Below are 22,408 nucleotides of genomic sequence, written 5' to 3' on the forward strand. Positions count from 1 at the left end.
CCCCGGCGCCGTTGCGAATATCGGGATCATGGAAACGTTCCTGCTCAATGCGACCATCTATCTCGGCGCGGCGGTCATCGCCGTGCCGATCGCCGCGCGCCTCGGGCTGGGCTCGGTGCTGGGCTACCTCGTCGCCGGCCTCCTGATCGGTCCGATCACCGGAATCGACGGCGGCGGGACCGAGGGGCTGATGCACTTCGCCGAGTTCGGCGTCGTCATGATGCTTTTCCTCATCGGGCTGGAGCTGGACCCGGGCGCCCTGTGGGACATGCGCCACAGGCTGATGGGACTGGGCGGCCTCCAGGTGCTTCTGACCACCGGCGTCGTGACCGGTGGCGTCATGCTCATGGGCGAAAGCTGGCAGGTCGCACTCGCCGTGGGCCTGATGCTTGCCTTAAGTTCGACGGCTATCGTTCTGCAAACGCTCACGGAAAAGGGCTTGATGCAATCGGCCGGCGGGCGCTCCAGCTTCTCGGTCCTGCTCACCCAGGACATCGCGGTCATCCCGATGCTCCTGATCGTGCCCTTCCTGGCCACCGGCGCGGCCCACCACGGCGGCGAGGATCACGGCGCGGTCTCCATCGTCGAGGGTCTGCCGGGCTGGGCCGTGGCGCTCGTCACGTTGGGCGCGGTCGCGATCATCGTGCTGGGCGGCCGTTACCTCGCCCGCCCGCTCTTCCGCTTCATCGAAAGCGCACGCCTGCGCGAAATGTACACCGCCGTCGCGTTGCTGATCGTCGTGGGCATCGCGACGCTGATGAACATGGTCGGCCTCTCGCCCGCCCTGGGCGCCTTCCTCGCCGGCGTGATGCTCGCCAACTCCGAGTTCCGCCATGAACTCGAGACCGACATCGAGCCCTTCAAGGGCCTGCTCCTCGGGCTCTTCTTCATCACCGTGGGCGCGGGCATGGACGTGGCCGGTTTCATCGCCGACCCGATCCGCCTGATCGCGCTCGCCGCCCTCCTGATGGTCGCCAAGGCCACGATCCTCGCTGGGCTCGGCTACCTGTTCGGGCTCAGGCGGCGCAACCTGTGGCTTTTCACCCTGGGCCTCGCCCAGGCCGGCGAATTCGGCTTCCTGCTCGTCACCTTTTCGCTCCAGCAAGGCGTCATCGGCAATGCCATCGCGCAGGACGTGCTGACCGTCATCGCGCTCTCGATGCTGCTCACCCCCCTCGCCTTCATCGGGTACGAGTTCTACTCGCGCCGCTCCGCCGAGCGTGCCGAGACCCACGAAGAGGACGAGATCGAGGAACAGACCAGCAGCGTGATCATCGTCGGCATCGGCCGCTTCGGCCAGGTGGTGAACCGGCTTGTGCGTTCGGTCGGGTTCAAGACGACCGTGCTCGACAACAACCTCCAGACCGTCCAGATGATGCGCAAGTTCGGGGTGAAGGGCTTCTTTGGCGACCCGACGCGCCCCGACCTGCTCAAAGCCGCCGGTCTCGACACGGCCAAAGTGCTCGTCGTCGCGGTCAACAACCCCGAGGCCTGCACCAAGATCGTGGCCCATGCCCGCGCAAAGCGTCCGGACCTCCACATCATCGCGCGCGCCCGCGACCGCACCCATGTCTACGGGCTCTACCAGGCGGGCGCGAACGACATCGTGCGCGAGATGTTCGACTCCTCGCTGCGCGTCGGGCGTTACGTGCTGGAGAACATCGGCCTGTCCGAGTTCGAGGCGAACGAAGCGGAGCGCATGTTCTACAAGCACGACCGCCACATGATCCGCGAACTCGCGAATTACTGGGATCCCAACCTGCGCGCCGACGAGAACGAGGCCTACCGCGAACGCGCCATCGCGCTCGACCGTGACATGGAAAGCGCCATGCTGACCCAGCTCCTCGCCTCCGACCAGGACCCCAAGCCCAGCCGGGACGACGACAAGGAAGACGATGACGGCGACGGCGGGCCGGAGGCCCGCAAGGCCTCCTAACCGTCGGAAACGCCGGCTTCCGCGAAGGTGGCCATGCCGGAATGGGTGGCCACGGCGCCCTTGAGCACGCCGATGGCCAGCGCCGCGCCGGAGCCTTCGCCCAGCCGCATGCCAAGCGACAGAAGCGGGTCCTTGCCCAGCTCCGCCAGCACCTGCGCATGCGCGGCTTCCGCCGACACGTGCCCGGCGACCGCGTGGTCGAGCGCTCCGGGCGCGACCTTTTCAAGGCAGGCGGCCGCGACCGAACAGATGAAACCGTCAAGGATCACCGGGATGCGCTCGACCCGCGCCCGCGCGATCGCGCCGGCCATCGCGGCCACTTCCCGGCCGCCCAGGCATCGCAGCGCCTCGAGCCCGTCGCGCCCCGCGCCGGCGTTGGCCTCGAGCCCCTCGGCCACCACGAGCGCCTTCACCGCGAGCCCGGCCTCGTCCACGCCGGTGCCGCGTCCGACCCAATCGCCCGGCGTGCCGCCGAAAAGCGCATGGGCGATCGCGGCGGCAGAGGTGGTGTTGCCGATGCCCATCTCGCCTGTGACGAACAGGTCGGCCCGGGGGTTCACCGCCTCCCAGCCGACCGAAAGCGCCTCGATCACCTCGTCCTCGCGCATCGCGGGGCCCTGGGTGAAATCGGCGGTGGGCCGGTCGAGCGACAGCGCGTGCACGTCCATCTTCGCCCCGAACGCCTCGGCGAGCTGGTTGATCGCCGCGCCCCCCGCTTCGAAATTCGCGACCATCTGCGCGGTCACGTCGGCGGGAAACGCCGAGACGCCACGCGCGGTCACGCCGTGATTGCCGGCGAAGACCACCACCTGCGGCGCCTCGATCCGAGGCCGCGCGTCACCGCGCCAGCCCGCGCACCAGATCGCCAGCTCCTCGAGCCGCCCAAGCGCCCCCGGCGGCTTGGTCAGCGCGCCGTTGCGCGCCCAGGCCGCGTCTGTCGCGGCCGCGTCCGGCGCGGGGAGATCCTGAAGGATCGCCCGGAACTCCTCGAGCGTGGCGAAGGGGGTGGTCATGGGGCGTCTCCTGTTGATCCGGTCTGCGCGAAGGCTTACCGAGATTGTGTCTTTGAGAACAGGACGAAAGTCATGGCCCGCACCGACCCAATCGCACAGCCGGGCGACATCGCCGTCGCGCTCGCCCTCCTGACCCGCCTGCCCGTCTCCGCCGACCATGCGCGCGGGGCGCACGCCTCCTGGGCGTGGCCGTTGGCCGGGCTCGCGGTGGGGCTTGGCGCGGCGGTGGTGGGCGGCCTCGGCCTGTGGCTCGGCCTGCCCGCCGCGCTGACGGCGGTCGCCATCCTGCTTACGCAGGTGATGCTGACCGGCGGGCTGCACGAGGATGGGTTGGCCGATATCGCGGACGGCTTCTGGGGCGGGCACGAAAAGGCGCGCAGGCTCGAAATCATGAAGGACAGCCGCGTGGGCAGTTATGGCGTCATCGCGCTGTGCCTGTCGCTGCTCGCCCGCTGGGCGGCTCTCACGGCGCTCCTGTCGGTGGGCGGCATCGCCTGGGCGCTGATCGCCGTGGGCCTGCTGTCGCGCGCGCCGATGCCGGTGCTCATGGCCGCGATGCCCAACGCACGGGGACAGGGCCTGTCCGCGCAGGTGGGCCAGCCCGGGCAGCCGACAGCGACCCTTGCCGTGATCATCGCGATCCTCGGGGCCTTCTTCTGCCTGGGCGCCGGCGCGCTCGCCCCGATCCTGTGGGCGACGCTCGCGACCATCGCGCTGGCCGGGATCGCCAAGGCCAAGATCGGCGGGCAGACCGGCGACGTGCTGGGGGCGAGCCAGCAACTGGCCGAGATCGCCGCACTCGCCGCGCTCACGGCCACTCTGGCATGAAAAAACCGCCGTCCCGGAAGGACGGCGGCCTTGAATTCTAACGGCGGGGGCCGATCAGGCGGCGCGCGAGGTCAGGACGTCGTCGACCTTCGCCTGTGCCGCGGCCTCGTCGCCCCCGGACACGGCAGCCACTTCGCGGGTCAGACGCTCCAGCGCCGCTTCGTAAAGCTGACGTTCGGAATAGCTCTGCTCACGCTGATCGTCGTTGCGATGCAGGTCGCGCACCACTTCGGCGATCGAGATCAGGTCGCCCGAGTTGATCTTCTGTTCGTATTCCTGCGCCCGGCGCGACCACATGGCGCGCTTCACGCGGGCCTTGCCCTTGAGCGTGTCCATCGCCTTCGACACGACGTCCGGCGACGACAGGCTGCGCATGCCCACTTCGGTTGCCTTGTTCGTCGGCACCCGCAGCGTCATCTTGTCCTTCTCGAAGGAGATGACGAAGAGTTCCAGCGTCAGCCCGGCGACTTCCTGCTCCTCGATCGAAACGATCTGTCCGACCCCGTGTGCGGGGTAGACCACGTACTCATTCGGACGGAAATCAAGCTTCTTGGCTTTGCTCATCGGTTTTGTTCCTTTCAGCACCTCGCAGCCCCAGCGACAAAAAAACGTGCCGTGCGGGGGTCTTGTCCCCCACAACGCACTGAATTGTCTGCATATCGGGCACGCCCAGAATAACCCCCACTGAGCGCTGGTCAGGTTCCATTGTTCACAGCGAAGTTCTATATAGCGCAGAATCGCCCGATTTCAAAGGGTTCACGGCGAATTCAGGTGAATTGAACCCGAATCCGCGCCCTTTGACTGTGTCGGCGGCATCGCGAAACGCGCTCGATCCCGCCGTTTTCGCTCGAATCAGCCCTCGCCCGGGGCCTCCGAGAAATACTTCTCGAGCTTGCCCTCTTCGCCGTCACGCTTTTCGGCGTCCGGCAGCGGATCCTTCTTCTCGATGATCACCGGCCAGAGCTCGGAATACTTGCGGTTGAACTCGACCCATTTCTCCGCTTCCGGCTCCGTATCGGGCCGGATGGCGTCGGCCGGGCATTCCGGTTCGCACACGCCGCAATCGATGCACTCATCCGGGTGGATGACCAGCATGTTTTCCCCTTCGTAGAAGCAGTCCACGGGACAGACCTCCACGCAGTCGGTGTATTTGCAGGCGATGCACTTGTCGTTGACGATATAGGTCATGGTCGTTCCAGCAACGGGGTATCAGCGCTGACCTAACGCCTTGTTCCGGCTCATTCAAGCCGCGACGGATCGTAAAGACGTGCGTTGCGTCTATCTTTTCCGCTGGGGCGCCCCTTTCCTTCGAAACCGGGGTTCTTCGGAACGTGCGTTTCTTCCGGCGTCAGGTCGTCGTAGAGCGCCTGCGCCTCGCTCGCCGGGCCGCGCCGCTCCGACAGGGCGGTGAGGCGCACCACGCGCACGCGCCGGGCCTGCGGGAAGGTCAGCACGTCGCCCGGGCCGATCCCGTGCGACGCCTTGGCCACCTTCGATCCGTTCACGCGCAGATGCCCCGCGGTGATCAGCCTTGTCGCCAATCCCCGGGTCTTGAAGAACCGCGCATGCCAGAGCCACTTGTCGGCCCGCATCGTGGCACGCGGATCGGTCACTTCTTGTCCTTGAGCCCCATGAGCGCCTGGGCGAAGGGGTTGTCGGGGTCGATCGCCTTTTCCTTCTTCGGCGGCTTCGACGAGAAGGACTTGGCCTTGCCCCCGCCACCGTCGCGGCGCGGCCCCTTGCCCTTGGCGCCCTTGGGCTTGCCGCCCTTCGGCTGGCCCTGCCCCTTGCGCGGGGCGCCGCCCTTCCGGCCGAACCCGGCCCAGGTGAAGGTGTAGAAAACCTCGACCTCCGGCTCGGCAGGCACGTCCGCATCCGGCGTCGCCTCGACCTCGGAGGCGCCCTCGCTCTCCGGGGCGGGCTGCGGGGTCTCTTCCCCGTCCGGTGTCGCCTCGGCCTCCGATGTCGGCTTGACCTTGGGCCGCTCGCCGCGCTCGGCCTTGTAGCCCAGCCCCTGCATCAGGTCGGCGAATTGTTCCAGCGTCATGCCGGTGATCGACAGCATGTCGGGGTTGGCCTCGAACCCGCCCTTCGTGTCCTGCGCGCGCAGCTGGTCGGCCAGCCGCTCCAGCATGTCGATGCGGATCGCCCGGCTGCCCGCCTTGCGGTAACCCGACAGGGTGTAGACCTCGTCCCCCACGCCCTCGATCACGGGAATGGTCACCAGCCCCGGCGGCGGCGCCTCGGGGAACTCGTCGAGCCCCTGGTAGAGGCTCCAAAGCACCAGCCTGAGCCGCGTGGGCGCGGGTTTCAGGAGGAGTGGCATGAAGATCGTGAACTGGCCGAAACGCACGCCGTGCTTGCGCAGGCTGCCGCGCGCGTCCTGGTCCAGGTCCTTGACCTCGCCGGCCACGAGGTGGCGCGGAATGATGCCCAGCGCCTCGACAAGCCGGAAGGCGAAGCCGCGCGGAAGACCGCTCAGCGCCTCGTCTTTCTGCATGGCGATCATCGGCTCGAAAAGGGCCGCGACCTTGCGGTCGATGAAATGCTGAAGCCGGCGCGCGACCTTCTCGGCCACCTCGGCCCCGGCCTCGTCATCGACGAAGGCCTCGACCCGCGGCTTGAGGATGTCGTCGCCCTTCACGAGCTTGCCGACCGCGTTCTCGCCCCACATGAGGCCGCCCTGCTCGGTGAAGTCGAGCTCGGTATCGGGCGCGTTGTAGAACCGGTCCGCACGCAGGTGGAACTCGGGCGCCAGCGCCGCGAGCGACGCGGTGCGCAGCGTCTTCGCCTCTTCCGGCGTGCTCGACGCATCCTGGCGGAAACGGAATCCTTCCAGCCGACCGACGAACTCGCCCTCGACGCTCACTTCACCCTTGTCGTTCACCTCGGCCACAAGGTTCTCCTTCTGCTTCAACCGGCGCAGAAGCACGGATGTGCGCCGGTCGACAAATCTCTTGGTCAGCGCCGCGTGCAACGCGTCCGACAGGCGGTCTTCTACCGCACGGGTTTCGCCGCGCCAATGGTCAACGTCGGCCAGCCACCCGTTTCTTTGGGCGACATAGGTCCACGTGCGGATATACGCCAATCTTTTCGACAACGCGTCGATATCGCCATCGGTTCGATCGATCCGCTTGACCTGGCGTGCGAACCAGTCTTCGCGCACCTTTCCATGTTCATGCAGATCCGTGAACAGCGAATGCAGCAGGTTGGCATGTTCCGTGTGGCTGATGCCGCGGAAATCCGGCACCCGGCACACGTCCCAAAGAAGCTGCACCGCCCGCGCATCCGAGGCACGCGCCCGGATCACCGGGTCGTCGGCCAGGTCCTTGAGCGCGACCAGGTCGTCGGCCTCGCGCGCCTTCACGAGCCACTCGTCCTCGACCCCGGCTTCGAGCGAGTCGATCAGCGCGTCGACGGATCCGAACCGCAGGTCCGAATTGCGCCAGTTGAGCTTGCGGATCGGTGTGAAGGAATGGCTGGTGATCGCCTCGACCACTTCTGGCTCGAGCGGCGGCGCCTCGCCGGTCACGCCGAAGGTGCCGTCGGTCATGTAACGTCCGGCCCGCCCCGCGATCTGGGCCAGCTCGTTGGGCGCGAGCCTGCGCATCCGCCGGCCGTCGAACTTGGACAGGGCGGAGAAGGCCACGTGGTTCACGTCGAGGTTCAGCCCCATGCCGATCGCATCCGTGGCCACGAGGTAGTCGACATCCCCGTTCTGGTACATCGACACCTGCGCGTTGCGCGTGCGCGGGCTGAGCGCCCCCATCACCACGGCCACGCCCCCCTTCTGGCGGCGCATGAGCTCGGCGATGGCATAGAGATTGTCGACCGAGAACCCGACGATGGCCGAACGGCCGGGCATCCGGCTGATCTTCTTCGAGCCCGAATACATCAGCTGCGAAAACCGTTCGCGCCGCATGAACTGCACCTTGGGAACGAGCGCCGCGATCGCGCCGCGCATCGTGTCCGAGCCCATGAAGAGCGTCTCGTGCAGACCGCGCGCACGCAGGAGCCGGTCGGTGAAGACATGGCCGCGTTCCGGATCGGCGCAGAGCTGGATCTCGTCGATCGCCACGAAATCGGCGCCCAGACCCTCGGGCATCGCCTCGACCGTGCAGACCCAGTACTGCGTGCGCTCCGGCACGATCCGCTCTTCGCCGGTGACGAGCGCCACCACCGACGGTCCGCGCAGCGCGACGATCCGGTCGTAGACCTCGCGCGCGAGCAGCCGCAAAGGCAGGCCGATCACGCCCGTGCGGTGCGCCAGCATGCGTTCGATGGCATAGTGAGTCTTGCCCGTGTTCGTCGGGCCGAGAACGGCCGTGATCCCCGGCATCCGCCCCCCTTGACGCGCGGCTGCGCCCTAGATGGATTTCCCCTGAAGCTCCCGCTCCAGGCGCTCCACGGCCCTAATTAGGGAAGGTCGGTGGGGATGTATAGAGAGCGCCTCGGAATAGGCCCCGAGCGCGTCGCGCTCATGCCCGGTTTCCTCCAGGATGCGCCCGAGCCCCGACAGCGCCCCGAAATGGCGCGGCTCCAGCTCCAGCGTGCGCGCGATGTCGTGCAGCGCCGGACCGATCAGCCCCGCGCCGAAATAAGCGGTCGCCCGCGCGTTCCAGCCCTCGGCGAAGTCCGGCGCATTCTCGACCAGCGCGGTGAGATGGGCGATCGCGGCCCTGTAGTCTTCCTGCGCCGTCGCCTCGCGCCCGCGCTCCAGAAGCAGGTCCATCGCGGGCGAACCCGAATCGGACCACTCGCGCCAGATCTTCTGCTCGATCTGCTCCCAGCTCGTCTCGTCCGCCGTCTCGAGCGCCGCGAAGAGCTCGTCGAGCCGCTCCTGGTCCGCCGCGAACAGGGGACCGGCGAGAAGGGCGAGGATCAGGGCAAGCCGTTTCATGGCCCCGACCCTAACGCCGCCCGGCCCACGCTGCCATCACCTTCGCGCGACCGGGCCATGACAGGGACATTCCCGCACGTCACATCCCCTGTTTCCCGGTTTCACCGTCACGCGGCGCTTGCTAAAGTTGACGGGAACGTCAACCAGGGCAATTCCCGCAAGTTCGAAGGATACGAAATATGAGCGACGTGATCGACGCGGCTGTGACCGCGCTGAACGAGAAACTCGAGGGCGAAGAGTTCGATTCGACCGCGAAATTCGTGATCGAGGACGAAGGCGCCGTCATGGTCGACGGCAACGGTGCGCGCGCCGGCGACGACGATGCGGAAGTGACCCTGACGGCCTCCGCCGACACCTTCGAGCAGATGATGAACGGCGACCTGAACCCGACCGCCGCCTTTATGGGCGGCAAGCTCGCCGTCGACGGCGACATGGGCGTCGCGATGAAGCTCGGCGGCATCCTGGGCTGATGGAAGAGGCCCCGTATTTCGCCGACATCGCCCGGGGGCCCGAGAGCGGCCGCGCGCTCTGGCTGACCTGTTCGGACGGCATGAAGATCCGGATGGGGCACTGGCCCCGGGCGGCCGGGCGCGACGCGCGCGGCACCGTGCTCCTGTTTCCCGGACGCACGGAATACGTCGAGAAATACGGGCCCGCCGCCCGGGTCTTCACCGACCAGGGCTTCGACATGATCGCGGTGGATTGGCGCGGCCAGGGGATCTCCGAGCGCGCGGCGCCCGACCGGCTCCTCGGCCACGTCGGCGACTTCGCCGACTACCAGGTCGACGTCGACCGTGTGATGGAGGCGGTGCGCGAACTGGGCCTGCCCGAACCCTACTACCTCGTCGGCCACTCGATGGGCGGCTGCATCGGCCTGCGCGCCCTGCACCGCGACCTGCCGGTGAACGCGGCCGTCTTCTCGGCCCCGATGTGGGGGATCAGCCTGTCCGGCCTCATGCGCCCCGTCGCCTGGTCGCTCTCCTGGTTCACCCACAGCTTCGGAAACGGCACCCGGCTCGCCCCCGCCACCAGCCGCGACCATTACGTGCAGGTCGCGCCTTTCGAGGACAACCAGCTCACCCGCGACCCGGACATGTGGGCCTTCATGCAGCACCAGCTCGAACGCGAACCCGACCTGGCGCTCGGCGGCCCCTCGGTGACCTGGCTCTACCTCGCGCTGCGCGAATGCGCGGCGCTCGAACGCATGGCGCCGCCCGCGACACCGGTGCTCACCTTCCTGGGCACCAACGAACGCATCGTGGCCACCCCGCCGGTGCAGAAGATCATGGGCGCATGGTCCAGCGGCGACCTGGTCATGGTGCCCGACGCCGAGCACGAGATCATGATGGAAGTCCCCACGACCCGCGAGATGTTCTTCGAGCGCGCCATCGGGCATTTCGGCGCGCATCCCTAGGATCGCGTCCCGCGTCCCTTCTTCGTTTCGGAAATACCTCGGAGGGGGTCCGGGGGAGGCAGAGCCTCCCCCGCCCGGTCGCCGCGGGCGCAAGCCCGCGGCGAAACCTCAATGCGCGGGGCGGATGAAGGTCCCGTTGCGCAGCTCCTGCACCGCCTGCATCAGCTCTTCGCGCGTGTTCATCACGATGGGGCCGTGCCAGGCCACCGGCTCCTGGATCGGCGCGCCGGAGATCAGGAGGAACCGAACACCCGCCTCGCCGGCCTGCACCGTCACCTCTTCACCGCTGCCGAAGCGGACCACGGTGCGGTTGCCCGACAGGTCGCGGATGTTGACCTCTTCGCCCATCACCTCCTTCTCGAGCAGCACGCCCGACGGTCGAGAGGCGTCCACGAAGGCCGCCGACCCCTGGAAGACATAGGCGAAGGCCCGGCGATAGGTGTCGATCTTGAAGGTCTTCTTCACGCCCGCCGGCACCGAGACATCGAGGTACTGCGGATCGGCCGCGATCCCGTCCACGGGACCCCGCTTGCCCCAGAACTCGCCGGCCACGACGCGCACCCGGGTGCCGTCGTCGTCGATCACCTCGGGGATCTCCATCGAGGGGACGTCCTGGTAGCGCGGGTCGGTCATCTTGAGCGAGGACGGCAGGTTGCCCCAGAGCTGGAAGCCGTGCATCTGGCCCTTCGCATTCCCGGTGGGCATTTCCTGGTGCATGATGCCGGAGCCCGCGGTCATCCACTGGATGTCCCCCGCGCCCAGCGTGCCCCGGTTGCCCAGGCTGTCGCCGTGCTCGACCGTGCCTTCCAGCACGTAGGTGATCGTCTCGATCCCCCGGTGCGGGTGCCACGGGAAGCCGCGGATGTAATCCTCCGGCACCTCGCCGCGAAAATCGTCGAAGAGCAGGAACGGGTCGAAGGCCTCGGGATCGCCGAAGCCGAAGCCGCGATGCAGTTTCACCCCGGCCCCCTCGAGGGTCGGTTGCGCCTGGGACGCGGACAGAACGGGTCGAATGGACATGAGCGTCTCCTTTCACCGTTGCATGTAGGGCGGCCGGGGCATCCGGGCAATCTTGGCGAGCGGCGCCGCGCGGCGCAAGCTCTGTGCGTCAGCGCGCAAATCCGGGGTCAGTCGCAGCCGTTCACGCCGGTCCAGCACAGCTGCGGTCCGAACCGCGGCTCGGTGATGACGGTGTCGATGAAGGTGTTGCGCTTCATGAAACCCCAGCCGTGATCGTAGCCGTCGCGCGCCACGGTCTTCAGCATCGGCGGGATGAAGGGCGGCGTGTAGTCGACGCTGGTCTCCACCACGATCGCGCGCTCGCCGTAGGCGAGAAGCGGCACCGTCTCGTTCAGCACGCCGGCCCCGTCCGTGTTGTCGTAGGTGTCCTGCCCGTCGGTCGCCCGCGACCAGTCCACCTTCAGCTCGCGCAAGGCGTTGTCGCCGCACTCGGCGGTGCAATAGACCTGCGTGACGCGCACCCAGGTCGTGTCGCCCCCCTGGGTGAGATAGGTGAACACCTCCTTCACCCCGTTGAGATAGGCCGTGTCGATCGAGGCGGTCTCACGCGACAGGAGGTCGGAGACCGCGTAATTGCCCTTGAGCGCCAGGTTGCGGGCCCGGAACACGTCGAAGATCGTGTAGACCGTGAGGAAGCCCCAGATCAGGAGCGGAAGGATCAGGATCATCTCGACCGAGAGCGAGGCGTCCTCGTCCCGCACGAAACGGGTCACGGCGCGGCGGAGCGTATGGATCGGCGATACCGGCATGCGCCCCTCCTATGGCTCGTTCACGAAGGTCGACGCCGCGACCACCGCGTACTGGTTCGACCCGTCCACCGGGACGAGGTCCAGGAGGTAGGGCGACGGCGCGAAGAACGGATCGACCTTGGCGCAGGCGCGCACGATCATCAGGTCGTTCGCCGTGCCGAAATTGGTCTCCACGCTCGGCTGGATGTCCGCCGACTTCTCGATGCACGACACCATGTCGGCCGGGAAGGTCCAGGTTTCCGTGGAGATCGGCTGAAGCTCGATCATCATCTGGTTCATGCAGTCGGGGATGATCGGCGTGCGGTCGCACAATTGCTTGCGCAGGCCGGCGGCGGTCGGATCGGCGACCCATCCCAGCCGCAGCTCGCGCACCGTGGTGTCGAGCGCCTTGTCGAGCATGACGGACCGCAGAAGCAGCACCGACACCTCGAAGGAGGACAGGAAGAGCGTCATCAGCGCCGGGAACAGGATGACGAATTCGATCGTCGCCGTCCCGTCCTCGCGCCGGACCGCCAGCCTCAGCCCGCGTTTGATCTTCGTCCAGATCCGCATGTCAGTTCACGAGCCTCAGCTTGGAAATCTCGCGCGCGATGGCCGCGAAGGCGTCGGAAATGTCGAGCCCGTTCACGTCGAAGTAATAGGACGGCGCCGAGGCGCAGTTGCGCATGATGTCGTCCTGGCTGTCGCTCACTTCGAAGCCGATGGCGAAGACCACCATGCCCTCCGCTTTCACGGCGTCGCAGATCGCGTCGAGATTGTTGTTCTTTTCATAATAATTGAAGGACGCGGCGGCATCGTTCAGGAAGCTCCACTGGTCGTACCAGGCGGTCGTCTTCTCGCGCCACAGCTCGGTGAAGGTAAGCTGCGTCGCCCCGTCGCCTTCGGCCACCATGTCGCAGCTTTCGACCCAGTCGTACTGCCACCAGTAGTAGCCGTAATATTCACGCGTCCAGCTGCATTCCTCGTGCTCGCCCTCGCCGTAGGGGTGGTCGAGCCACTGGCCGCCGTCGGCCCAGTAATAGCGGTCGTTCGCCGCGTCGTAGACCGACCAGTCGTCCGAGGAATTGGCCTTGTAGACGCCCGAGGGGCCGCTGTGGAAACCCTCGCGCAGGTAGTCCTGCGAGGTGTTTTCCCCGTCCGTCATCAGCACGATGACCTTCTCGATGCCGCGGCGCGAATAATTGTAGGGCCGGCCCTCGAAATCCTCGTGCACGTCGCCCGAGGCGATCATGCCGCTGATCGCGGGCTGCGCGGCCGGGTCGAGCAGCGCCGCACCCCATTTCATGCCGAGGTCGATCGACGTATTGCCGCTGGCGCGCAGGCTGTCGATCTTGGTGCGCAGCTCGGCGGCGGTGCGCCCGAACGCCAAAACCTCGCGCCAGGCATCCGTGCTGGTGCCGGAGTAATCGTTGTAGCAGGGCGAATAGGCGTCCGGGCGCGGCGTGTCGTTGCGCCCGCGCCGCGGGTCGAAATAGCCCGTCAGCTGCACCGGGTCGCCGAAGACCAAGGGCAGCGGGCGGCCGTTGTTGGCGAAATCGGAGGCCGAGTAGGCCGGGATCCCCACCGTGTCGAAATCATCCTCGTAGAAGGTGACGCAGGTGCTCTCGGTGTGTTCGGCCGTGTGGTTGAAATAGGACAGCAGGTTGTCGCCCAGCAGCACCTGTTCGGCATAGGGCACCACGTTGATCGAGATGCGCCCTTCCTCGACGATGCAGTTCGACGTCTCGTCCGGATCGGACGGGTCGCACAGCATCAGGTTCACGAAACGCTTCGCCGCGCGCTGGAGTTCGTAGAGCTTGGAGTAGCCGGAGTAGGACGAGCTGCCCATCGACCCGGACACGTCGAGCACCAGCGACACCTCGGTCAGCGACACGGCCTCTTCCGCCGCACCGGACGCGGGCATCCGAAACTCGGTCATGTCGGCCATGCGCAGGAACGTGGTCGGCACCGCCAGGTCGAGGTTCGCCCCGACCCTGCGCTCCGTGTAGACGCGCTGCGTTTCGCCATCGACCGTCTTCTCGACCCAGCTTTCGTCGATCGTGAGGTCGTCGGCCGAAATGATGTGCCCCAGCCCCGCCTTCGCGAAGTAGTCGAGCACCACCTCCTCGGACGAGAGCGGCTGATCGAGCGAGGCGGCGGCGAGCACGGCCCGGTCGAGCGTGTTCTGCACGTGGACCCGGTGCGTTTCGTAGCGCATCACGTCGACGGCCAGCCCCCCGGCCAGGCACATCATCATGAAAACGGCGAGGCCGAAGATGATGAACCCACCATCCTCGTCGCGCCGGAACCGGCTTGTCTGCGTGTCTGTCACATTCCGTTCTGGACCATGATCCAACATCGTTCCTCTCCCGCGCCGAACGGCGCATGCCCGCGCTTTCCACGCGGCGTGCCCCGAAGACTTTTCCACACCACGGGCGTGTCGATATTGAGGAAAATATTGGGAAACTCGCACGCGGCGCCCCGATTGGGCCCACAATGCGGCCACAGGTCGGCCTTTATCCTCACGAGTTAGACCAATTCGCCACAATCCCCGACGGGCACGGCCCGATCCGTCGCGCAGGCCCGGGGTGTTGTGACCCACCGGCCGGCGTCCTATGTCTGACGAAACAGGAGTGAAGGAGAGATCATGCGCACCCAAATCCGGCCCGCCCCGCTTTTCGATGCCGCCACCGATACCGCCGGAAGCGGCGGCAACCTGGGCGACCTGCCGGACTGGGATCTGACCGATCTCTACGCCAGCCCCGACGCGCCCGAGGTCACCCGCGACCTCGACCGGCTGAAGACCGCCTGCGCCGATTTCGCGGCCACCTACGAAGGCAAGCTCGCCGACCTGGACGCCGACGGCATGCTCACCTGCATCAAGGCGCATGAAGAGATCGACCGGCTCGCCGGGCGCCTCATGTCCTACGCGGGCCTGCGCTACTACCAGGTGACCACCGACGGCGAACGCGCCCAGTTCCTGCAGAACTGCCAGGAAAAGATCACGGACTACACCACGCCGCTCGTGTTCTTCTCGCTCGAGATCAACCGCATCCCCGACGACCGGCTCGACGCGCTGTTCGAGGCGAACACGGACCTCGCCCGCTACAAGCCGATCTTCGAGCGCCTGCGCGCGATGCGCCCCTACCAGCTGTCCGACGAGCTCGAGAAGTTCCTGCACGACCAGTCCGCCGTCGGTGCGGCCGCCTGGAACAAGCTCTTCGACGAAACGATGGCGCGCCTCACCTTCAAGCCCGAGGACGAGGAGCTGTCGCTCGAGGCCACGCTGAACCTGCTCTCGGAACAGAACCGCGACCGGCGCGAAGCCGCCGCCCGCGAACTGGCCCGCGTCTTCGGCGAGAACCTGTCGCTCTTCGCACGCGTGCACAACACGCTTGCCAAGGAAAAGGAGATCGAGGACCGCTGGCGCAAGATGCCCACGGCCCAGACCGCGCGCCACCTGGCGAACCACGTCGAACCCGAGGTGGTCGAGGCGCTGCGCGACGCGGTCGTCGCCGCCTACCCGAAGCTGTCGCACCGCTACTACGAGCTCAAGCGCAAGTGGCTGGGCCTCGACAAGCTCGAGGTGTGGGACCGCAACGCCCCCCTCCCGATGGAAGACGAGCGCATCGTCGACTGGCCCGAGGCGCGCCGCATGGTGCTGGACGCCTACGGGGACTTCGACCCGGAGATGGCGAAGATCGCCGAACCCTTCTTCGACCGCGGCTGGATCGACGCGGGCGTGAAACCGGGCAAGGCCCCGGGCGCCTTCGCCCACCCCACGGTCACCGACGTGCACCCCTACGTGCTCCTGAACTACCTGGGCAAACCGCGCGACGTGATGACGCTGGCGCATGAGCTGGGCCACGGCGTGCACCAGGTGCTGGCCGCCGACCAGGGCGAACTCCTGGCCGACACGCCGCTCACGCTGGCCGAGACCGCGAGCGTGTTCGGCGAGATGCTGACCTTCCGCAAGCTCCTGGCCCAGGCCCCGGACGACGCCCAGAAGAAGGTGCTTCTCGCGGGCAAGGTCGAGGACATGATCAACACGGTCGTGCGCCAGATCGCCTTCTACGACTTCGAGTGCAAGCTGCACGAAGCCCGCCGTACGCAGGGCGAACTGACCACCGACCAGATCAACGAGTTGTGGATGAGCGTCCAGGGCGAGAGCCTCGGCCCCGCCTTCAACTTCATGGACGGGTACGAGACCTTCTGGTCCTACATCCCCCACTTCGTCCACTCGCCCTTCTACGTCTACGCCTATGCCTTCGGCGACGGGCTCGTGAACGCGCTCTACGCGGTCTACGAGGAGGGCGACCCGGACTTCCAGAAGAAGTATTTCGACATGCTCAAGGCGGGCGGCTCCAAGCACCACACGGAGCTTCTCAAGCCCTTCGGCCTCGACGCCTCGGACCCGAAGTTCTGGGACAAGGGGCTGGGCATGATCTCGGGCATGATCGACGAGCTGGAAGCGATGGAAGACTGAGGGCTTCGCCGCGGGCTGCGCCCGCGACGACCCGCCGGAGGGGGCGCTGCCCCCTCCGGACCTCCCCCGGGATATTTATCGACCGGAGAAGGGAACGGCGCGGGCGCCCGGCCCGACCGTCACTTGAGCTGGCTGTCCTTGGACCCGCGCCGGTTGATCCCCGGCCGCGCCCGGAACGCCCCGTCCCGCTCTTCCTGGCAATCGATGCAGATCTTCACGCCCGGCAGCGCCTTGCGCCGGGCTTCCGGGATCGGCTCGCCGCATTCGGCGCACTCCGCCAGGCTCTCCCCCACCGGGGTGCGGCGCGCGCGCATCCGCTCGAGCTCCTCGTTGATCGAGGCGTCGATCTGTTCATTCACCGCTCCATCGCGGCTCCAGCCACCGGCCATGTTGCCCCCTTCCGCTACGTCGGGCATGTATTCCCCACCTAGGGTGCCATAGCCTGCGCGCCAAGTCTTCGGGAGGAATGCATGCGTATCGTGAAATGGGGGGCCGGGATCCTGGCCGTCATCGTCGTTCTGGGCCTCGTGGGCTTCATCACCCTGGCCCCCGGCATCGCCGAGCGCGACATGAACGTGGTCAAGGCGCATGACCCCTACCCCGTCTCGCCCGAGGCGACCGCATTTCACGACAGCCTCGTGATCGGCGACTGGCATTCCGACACCCTTCTGTGGAAGCGCGACCCGCTGAAACGCGCGGACCGTGGCCACGTGGACGTGCCGCGCCTGATCCAGGGCAACGTCGCGCTCCAAGTGTTCACGGCGGTGACCAAGTCGCCGGCCGGCCAGAACTACCAGGAGAACTCGGCCGAGGCCTTCGACAACATCACGCTGCTCGCCGTCGGCCAGCTCTGGCCCATGCGCACCTGGTCGAGCCTCAAGGAACGCGCGATCTACCAGGCCGAGCGTCTCTGGCGCGCCGCAGGCGACAGCGACGGGCGCCTGCGCGTCATCACCACCGAATCCGACCTCGACGCGGTGCTCGCGCTGCGCGACGCGGGCGAAGACGTGGTGGGCGGCATCCTGGGCCTCGAAGGCGGCCATGCGCTCGAGGCGGACATCGCCAACCTCGACCGGCTCTGGAACGCGGGCTACCGGGTCATCGGGCTTCAGCATTTCTTCGACAACGCGCTCGGCGGGTCGCTCCACGGCGAAGGCAACGCCGGCCTCACGGAATTCGGCCGCGAGGTGGTCGAGAACGCGGTGCGCCGCGGCATGATCATCGACCTCGCCCATTCCAGCCCGCAGGTGGCGCGCGACGTGCTCGACATGACCGACGTCCCGCTGGTGGTCAGCCACACGGGCATCCATTCCCACTGCCCGGTGAAGCGCAATTTCGAGGACGACCTGATGCGCGACATCGCGGCCACCGGCGGCGTGATCGGGATCGGCTACTGGGAGGACGTGACCTGCGACGACACGCCCCGGGGGGTTGCCGAAACGATCCGCGCCGCGATCGAGACCGTCGGCGAGGACCACGTCTCGCTCGGCTCCGACTACGACGGCACGGTGACCACCGCCTTCGACACCTCGGAACTCGCCGCCCTCACCCAGGCGATGCTCGACGTCGGCCTCACCGAGGCCCAGATCCGCAAGGTCGCGGGCGAGAACATGATCCGGGTCCTGCGCGCCCGCCTGAACTGACCCCCCGTCCCCTTCTTCGTTTGAGAAATACCTCGGGAGGTCCGGAGGGCTGGCCCTCCGGACGCGGCGCAGCCGCGTGCCCGCGGCGCCGGCCTGCCGCAGGCAGGACAGCGCAAGTCCTGCGGGCTCGGCCCGCGCCCATCGCGATCAGTCCGGGATGCCCCAGCGATCGAAGGGGAACGGCCGGTCCTCGGTCCCGCCGGTGATGTAGAGCGTCGCGCGCGCCATCCAGTCGGCCAGGTCCTCGCCGAACTCGGCGATGTAGTGGTTCTTCTCGGTGCCGAAGAGCATCCAGAAGAACTGGATCACGCCCGCGATGATCACCAGCGCCCGCGCCACCCAGAGCGCGGCCACGAAGAAAAGCATCCACAGCCCGCGCAGCCAGATGTTCTCGGGCAGCTTGTCCGCCTCGTCCGTCCCCGGCTCCTCGAGCACGGTGGGGTTCACGTCATCCTTTTTTCCGTCGTCCTCGGCCATCCGAGTCTCTCCCGTCGATTTGCGTCACCAACTGATATCGCGCGCCTGCGAAAACACCATATCAATCATCAATTGGGTGCCGCGGCTGAATTCCAGCGGCACGGGGTATGGCATTTCGCCGCGCACCGCGGCCGCGAAGGCTTCGACCTGCAGCACGTACTGGTTCACGCCGGGCCAGCGTTCGACGATCTCCGTGCCGTCGGCCCGGCGCAGGATCACCCGGGCCTCGCCGAAGAGCCCCGCGTTGAAGGGCGCCGGCAGGCGCAGGGTGGCGTCGGCGCCGTGAAACACCACCTCCTGGCGCGGGGCCAGCCGGGTCGAGGTCATGCCGGCATAGGTGAACTTGCCCCCCGGCCCCGTCATCACCGCGTCGGCCTGCGCCCAGGTGTCCACCCCGTTCTCCCGGCGGACCCGCGCGTCGAGCGCCTCGGGCTCGGCGCCCGTCACGTAGCGCACCGACCCATAGGCATAGACGCCGATGTCGCGAATACCGCCCCCGCCGGTCTCCGGCCGGTTGCGGATGTTCGTTTCGTCGGGGTTGTTGAAGCTGAACGCCACGTCGGCATGGCGCAGTTCGCCGATCGCGCCCGCCTCGACCAGCGCCTTCGCGCGCTGCCACTGGGGGTGGTGCAGGATCATGAAGGCTTCGGCCGCCAGAAGCCCGCTTTCGTCGCGCGCGGCGATCAGCCGGTCGATCTCGGCCGCCTCCATCGCCACGGGTTTCTCGCACAGCACGTGCTTGCCGGCCTCCAGCGCCTTGAGCGTCCATTCGAAGTGCAGGTGGTTCGGAAGCGGGATGTAGACCGCGTCGATGTCGTCCGAGGCCAGGAGCGCCTCGTAGCCATCGAACACCGCGATCTCGCCGGCCATCGCGCGGAACGGGTCCGCCTTGGCCGGTGACGAGGTCGCCAGCGCGGCCAACCGGTTGCCGGCGGCCGCGTGGATCGCCGGCCCCATGTGTTTGCGGGCGAACTCCGCCGCCCCGAGAATACCCCACCTGAGATCGTCGGCCATGCCCCCTCCGTCACAACAAAAAGCCCGGGCGCTTGGCCCGGGCGTCCTGTGGTCCGTGTTAGCGCGATCAGGCGGGTTCGGCCAACCCCTTCTCGGCGGCCAGTTCCTTCATGCGCTTCTGGAGCTTCTCGAAGGCGCGCACCTCGATCTGGCGGATGCGCTCGCGGCTCACGTCGTACTGGCCGGACAGATCCTCGAGCGTCACCGTCTCGTCCGAGAGGCGGCGCTGGGTGAGGATGTCCTTCTCACGGTCGTTGAGCACGTCCATCGCCTCGGCCAGCATCTCGCGGCGCACGGTCAGCTCGTCGCGCTCCTCGTAATCGGTCGCCTGGTCGGCGTCCTCGTCCTCGAGCCAGTCCTGCCACTGCATGGTGGAATCACCGTCGTTGGTGATCGTGGCGTTGAGCGAAGCGTCGCCGCCCGACATGCGCCGGTTCATCGAGATGACCTCATCTTCGGTGACGTTCAGGTCATGCGCGATCTGCTTCACCTTGTCGGGGTGCAGGTCGCCGTCCTCGAGCGCGCCGATGCGGGCCTTCGCCTTGCGCAGGTTGAAGAAGAGCTTCTTCTGCGCGGAGGTCGTGCCGAGCTTCACCAGCGACCAGGACCGCAGGATGTATTCCTGGATCGAGGCGCGGATCCACCACATGGCATAGGTCGCCAGCCGGAAGCCCTTTTCCGGGTCGAAGCGTTTCACGGCCTGCATCAGGCCCACGTTCGCCTCGGAAATCACCTCCGCCTGCGGCAATCCGTAGCCGCGGTAGCCCATCGCGATCTTGGCGGCGAGCCTGAGGTGGCTCGTCACCAGCTGATGCGCCGCCTCGGTGTCCTGGTGGTCCACCCAGCGCTTGGCCAGCATGTATTCCTGTTCCGGTTCCAGCATCGGAAAGCGCCGGATTTCCTGCAGATAGCGGTTCAAACCGCCTTCAGGGGTCGGCGCCGGCAAGGTCTGATAGTTGCTCATCGTGCTCGTCTCCACTGTCGCGCCCCAATGTTTCGGGGTTTAACATTCAATTTAGGGCGCTAACATCAACATTCAAGGGCTCTCACCCCTGAACCGTTAACGCAGTATGACGCCGCATCCGTCGCTTGTGCAGGGGCCTCACGCGCTTGTGCGGAGTGTTTCGATCAACCCTGCCATGTCATCAGGCAAACGCGCTTCGAAGCGCAGCTGTTCCTTTGTGACCGGGTGGATGAACCCCAACGTGGCCGCGTGAAGCGCCTGTCTGGCGAAGCTGCGGACGGCCTCGGCCGCCTCGACCCCGAGCGCCTTTTCACTGGGTTTACGGCGCCCCCCATATGTCGGATCACCGACCAGCCCATGCCCCACATGCGCCATGTGGACGCGGATCTGGTGCGTGCGCCCGGTCTCGAGCCAGCAATCCACCAGCGCCACCGAGGGCGGCACCCCGTAGATGTCCACCACCCGCGCCCGGGTCACCGCGTGGCGCCCGCCCGACCAGACAACCGCCTGTTTCTGCCGGTCGGTCTTGTGGCGGGCAAGCTGGGTCGTGATCTTGACCACGCCCCCCGTCTCGAAGCTCACGCCCCGCACGCCCTTCAGCCGCGGGTCCGCCCGGTCCGGCACGCCGTAGACAAGGGCGCGGTAGTGGCGCTCCACGCTGTGTTTTTCGAATTGCGCGGCAAGCCCGTGGTGCGCCGCGTCCGACTTGGCCACCACGAGGAGACCCGACGTGTCCTTGTCGATCCGGTGCACGATGCCCGGCCGCTTCTCGCCCCCGACGCCCGACAGCTCGTCGCCGCAATGGTGCAGGAGCGCGTTGACCAGCGTGCCACCAGGCGTGCCCGGCGCCGGGTGCACCACCATGCCGGCGGGCTTGTTGACCACGACGAGGTGCGCGTCCTCGTAGACCACCTCGAGCGGGATCGCCTCGGGCGCCATGTGGCTTTCCTCGGCCGCCGGCACCGTGATCTCGATTACGTCGCCCTCGGCGACCTTCGCCTTGGCATCGCTCAGCACCGCGCCGTCGCGCACCACGGCGCCTTCAGCGATCAGCCGGGCCAGCCGCGAGCGCGACAGGTTCGCTTCCTCTGGTACATCGCGGGCCAGTGCCTTATCAAGCCGGTTGGGCGGATTGGGCCCGATCGCGACGACGACAGGGACGGTGATGGACATGGACGAGACTCCCGGCCCGGGCGTTGATACCGGGCTCGTGCGCTACCTGAAATGGCTGGTGACGACACTGACCGTCACGATGATCGTCGGGCTTGTAGTCCTGATCACGCTGGTTGTCATGCGTTTCAATGCACCCGCCACCGTCGCGATGCCCGAAACCATCACCCTGCCCGAAGGCGTCTCGGCCCGCGCCGTGACACGCGGACCCGACTGGATCGGCGTGGTGACCGACGACGACCGCTTCCTGGTCTACGCCCCCGACGGCACCACCCTGCGCCAGAGCGTGGCGATCGCGACCGATTGACCGCCGGTCAGGACAGGCCCGGCCAAGTGGCCTTGAAGAACCGGGCCCGGACGCATCACGACGGCCCCGAACGGGGCCCCGGATCACGCGATGTGAGGGAGAGAATGGTACCGCCTCCCCGGCTCGAACGGGGGACCTCTTGATCCACAATCAAGCGCTCTAACCTACTGAGCTAAGGCGGCACTGGAGCGCCGTTTAGCGCTCTGATCCGGGCAATGCAAGAGGCCGGACTTGAAAAACGTCGGGCCCGGGCGTAACTCACGGCCAACCTCAGAGGAGCCGCGCCATGGGCATCAATTCCGAAACCGACATCTCCGCCAACCTGCAGATCGGGCCCACCACGCTGGGCATGGTGCGCATCTACATCGAAGGCACCGGCATCGACCTGCCGATGGACTTCGACCCCGACGAGGCGATCGAGATCGCCGAGGAAATCAAGGCCGCCGCCGAGCAGGCTCGACGCATGGGCAGCACCGGGAAATCAAAGCGCAAGGGGCGCTAGGCCCCG

Annotated in this window: 23 protein-coding genes and 1 tRNA gene; 8 read left to right on the top strand and 16 right to left on the bottom strand. The window is 67.1% G+C overall.

The window, feature by feature from the left end; translation table 11 throughout:
• Nucleotides 1–28 precede the first annotated feature (28 nt).
• Nucleotides 29–1,936: a monovalent cation:proton antiporter-2 (CPA2) family protein gene (locus tag GQE99_RS13610; RefSeq protein WP_161352178.1), complete on the top strand. Its 1,908-nt coding sequence runs from the start codon at nt 29–31 to the stop codon at nt 1,934–1,936.
• Here the strand turns inward: GQE99_RS13610 and cobT are convergent.
• On the bottom strand, nt 1,933–2,949 hold the full coding sequence (cobT, locus tag GQE99_RS13615) for a nicotinate-nucleotide--dimethylbenzimidazole phosphoribosyltransferase (RefSeq protein ID WP_161352179.1): 1,017 nt from the start codon (nt 2,947–2,949) through the stop codon (nt 1,933–1,935). The two genes, GQE99_RS13610 and cobT, sit on opposite strands and share 4 nt — an antisense overlap.
• 72 nt (nt 2,950–3,021) lie before the next feature.
• Here cobT and cobS point away from each other — a divergent pair, with 72 nt between their 5' ends.
• Nucleotides 3,022–3,777 carry an adenosylcobinamide-GDP ribazoletransferase gene (gene cobS / locus GQE99_RS13620; protein ID WP_161352180.1) on the top strand — a complete coding sequence of 252 codons (756 nt, stop codon included), beginning with the start codon at nt 3,022–3,024 and terminating at the stop codon, nt 3,775–3,777.
• Between the two features lie 54 nt (nt 3,778–3,831).
• On the opposite strand, the gene GQE99_RS13625 is transcribed toward cobS, so the two are convergent.
• The 5 genes from GQE99_RS13625 to GQE99_RS13645 all read right to left on the bottom strand — a co-directional run bounded on the left by GQE99_RS13625 (nt 3,832) and on the right by GQE99_RS13645 (nt 8,677).
• Complete coding sequence (locus GQE99_RS13625) at nt 3,832–4,341, bottom strand: CarD family transcriptional regulator (protein WP_161352181.1); 510 nt, start codon at nt 4,339–4,341, stop codon at nt 3,832–3,834.
• Between the two features lie 288 nt (nt 4,342–4,629).
• Nucleotides 4,630–4,965 (bottom strand): ferredoxin FdxA, encoded by a 336-nt coding sequence (gene fdxA, locus GQE99_RS13630; protein ID WP_161352182.1) that lies wholly within the window; start codon nt 4,963–4,965, stop codon nt 4,630–4,632.
• 50 nt (nt 4,966–5,015) lie between these two features.
• On the bottom strand, nt 5,016–5,390 hold the full coding sequence (locus tag GQE99_RS13635; RefSeq protein WP_407943797.1) for an RNA-binding S4 domain-containing protein: 375 nt from the start codon (nt 5,388–5,390) through the stop codon (nt 5,016–5,018).
• Nucleotides 5,387–8,116: a helicase-related protein gene (locus GQE99_RS13640; RefSeq protein WP_161352183.1), complete on the bottom strand. Its 2,730-nt coding sequence runs from the start codon at nt 8,114–8,116 to the stop codon at nt 5,387–5,389. Before GQE99_RS13640 ends, GQE99_RS13635 begins: the two co-directional genes overlap by 4 nt.
• A gap of 27 nt (nt 8,117–8,143) precedes the next feature.
• Nucleotides 8,144–8,677, bottom strand: coding sequence for a tetratricopeptide repeat protein (locus GQE99_RS13645; protein ID WP_161352184.1), 534 nt, complete (start codon nt 8,675–8,677; stop codon nt 8,144–8,146).
• Nucleotides 8,678–8,856: 179 nt separating this feature from the next.
• Between GQE99_RS13645 and GQE99_RS13650 the strand changes: the two genes are divergently transcribed.
• Together GQE99_RS13650 and GQE99_RS13655 are read left to right on the top strand one after the other, a co-directional pair.
• A complete protein-coding gene (locus tag GQE99_RS13650; RefSeq protein WP_161352185.1) occupies nt 8,857–9,147 on the top strand; it encodes an SCP2 sterol-binding domain-containing protein in 291 nt (96 codons plus the stop codon).
• Nucleotides 9,147–10,091, top strand: a complete 945-nt coding sequence (locus tag GQE99_RS13655; RefSeq protein ID WP_161352186.1) for an alpha/beta hydrolase — start codon at nt 9,147–9,149, stop codon at nt 10,089–10,091. The genes GQE99_RS13650 and GQE99_RS13655 overlap by 1 nt, the downstream gene beginning before the upstream one ends.
• Before the next feature lie 108 nt (nt 10,092–10,199).
• Here the strand turns inward: GQE99_RS13655 and GQE99_RS13660 are convergent, their stop codons facing one another.
• The 4 genes from GQE99_RS13660 to GQE99_RS13675 all read right to left on the bottom strand — a co-directional run bounded on the left by GQE99_RS13660 (nt 10,200) and on the right by GQE99_RS13675 (nt 14,171).
• Nucleotides 10,200–11,111, bottom strand: coding sequence for a pirin family protein (locus GQE99_RS13660; RefSeq protein ID WP_161352187.1), 912 nt, complete (start codon nt 11,109–11,111; stop codon nt 10,200–10,202).
• Nucleotides 11,112–11,218: 107 nt separating this feature from the next.
• Nucleotides 11,219–11,860, bottom strand: a complete 642-nt coding sequence (locus GQE99_RS13665) for a TadE/TadG family type IV pilus assembly protein (protein WP_161352188.1) — start codon at nt 11,858–11,860, stop codon at nt 11,219–11,221.
• 9 nt (nt 11,861–11,869) lie between these two features.
• Nucleotides 11,870–12,412, bottom strand: a complete 543-nt coding sequence (locus tag GQE99_RS13670) for a TadE/TadG family type IV pilus assembly protein (RefSeq protein WP_161352189.1) — start codon at nt 12,410–12,412, stop codon at nt 11,870–11,872.
• A 1-nt stretch (nt 12,413) separates the two neighbouring features.
• Nucleotides 12,414–14,171, bottom strand: coding sequence for a pilus assembly protein TadG-related protein (locus GQE99_RS13675; RefSeq protein WP_161352190.1), 1,758 nt, complete (start codon nt 14,169–14,171; stop codon nt 12,414–12,416).
• 315 nt (nt 14,172–14,486) lie between these two features.
• On the opposite strand from GQE99_RS13675, the gene GQE99_RS13680 reads away from it, so the two are divergent.
• A complete protein-coding gene (locus GQE99_RS13680; RefSeq protein WP_161352191.1) occupies nt 14,487–16,325 on the top strand; it encodes a M3 family oligoendopeptidase in 1,839 nt (612 codons plus the stop codon).
• A gap of 119 nt (nt 16,326–16,444) precedes the next feature.
• On the opposite strand, the gene GQE99_RS13685 is transcribed toward GQE99_RS13680, so the two are convergent.
• A complete protein-coding gene (locus tag GQE99_RS13685; RefSeq protein ID WP_161352380.1) occupies nt 16,445–16,714 on the bottom strand; it encodes a DksA/TraR family C4-type zinc finger protein in 270 nt (89 codons plus the stop codon).
• An 81-nt stretch (nt 16,715–16,795) separates the two neighbouring features.
• Here GQE99_RS13685 and GQE99_RS13690 point away from each other — a divergent pair, with 81 nt between their 5' ends.
• Nucleotides 16,796–17,968: a dipeptidase gene (locus tag GQE99_RS13690; protein WP_161352192.1), complete on the top strand. Its 1,173-nt coding sequence runs from the start codon at nt 16,796–16,798 to the stop codon at nt 17,966–17,968.
• Between the two features lie 147 nt (nt 17,969–18,115).
• Here the strand turns inward: GQE99_RS13690 and GQE99_RS13695 are convergent, their stop codons facing one another.
• The 4 genes from GQE99_RS13695 to GQE99_RS13710 form a co-directional block, all read right to left on the bottom strand.
• On the bottom strand, nt 18,116–18,445 hold the full coding sequence (locus GQE99_RS13695) for a DUF4389 domain-containing protein (RefSeq protein WP_161352193.1): 330 nt from the start codon (nt 18,443–18,445) through the stop codon (nt 18,116–18,118).
• 24 nt (nt 18,446–18,469) lie between these two features.
• Nucleotides 18,470–19,459: a Gfo/Idh/MocA family protein gene (locus tag GQE99_RS13700; protein WP_161352194.1), complete on the bottom strand. Its 990-nt coding sequence runs from the start codon at nt 19,457–19,459 to the stop codon at nt 18,470–18,472.
• Nucleotides 19,460–19,526: 67 nt separating this feature from the next.
• Nucleotides 19,527–20,423 (bottom strand): RNA polymerase sigma factor RpoH, encoded by an 897-nt coding sequence (gene rpoH, locus GQE99_RS13705; RefSeq protein WP_161352195.1) that lies wholly within the window; start codon nt 20,421–20,423, stop codon nt 19,527–19,529.
• A gap of 138 nt (nt 20,424–20,561) precedes the next feature.
• Nucleotides 20,562–21,596, bottom strand: a complete 1,035-nt coding sequence (locus GQE99_RS13710; RefSeq protein ID WP_161352196.1) for an RluA family pseudouridine synthase — start codon at nt 21,594–21,596, stop codon at nt 20,562–20,564.
• On the opposite strand from GQE99_RS13710, the gene GQE99_RS13715 reads away from it, so the two are divergent.
• Nucleotides 21,595–21,900 (top strand): DUF6476 family protein, encoded by a 306-nt coding sequence (locus GQE99_RS13715; RefSeq protein WP_161352197.1) that lies wholly within the window; start codon nt 21,595–21,597, stop codon nt 21,898–21,900. The two genes, GQE99_RS13710 and GQE99_RS13715, sit on opposite strands and share 2 nt — an antisense overlap.
• Before the next feature lie 105 nt (nt 21,901–22,005).
• On the opposite strand, the gene GQE99_RS13720 is transcribed toward GQE99_RS13715, so the two are convergent.
• Nucleotides 22,006–22,082 (bottom strand) — tRNA-His (locus GQE99_RS13720).
• A 104-nt stretch (nt 22,083–22,186) separates the two neighbouring features.
• Between GQE99_RS13720 and GQE99_RS13725 the strand changes: the two genes are divergently transcribed.
• Nucleotides 22,187–22,402 (top strand): DUF6324 family protein, encoded by a 216-nt coding sequence (locus tag GQE99_RS13725; RefSeq protein WP_161352198.1) that lies wholly within the window; start codon nt 22,187–22,189, stop codon nt 22,400–22,402.
• The last annotated feature ends 6 nt before the right edge of the window (nt 22,403–22,408 follow it).

This window comes from Maritimibacter harenae, from assembly GCF_009882975.1.
Classification (GTDB): Bacteria; Pseudomonadota; Alphaproteobacteria; order Rhodobacterales; family Rhodobacteraceae; genus Maritimibacter; species Maritimibacter harenae.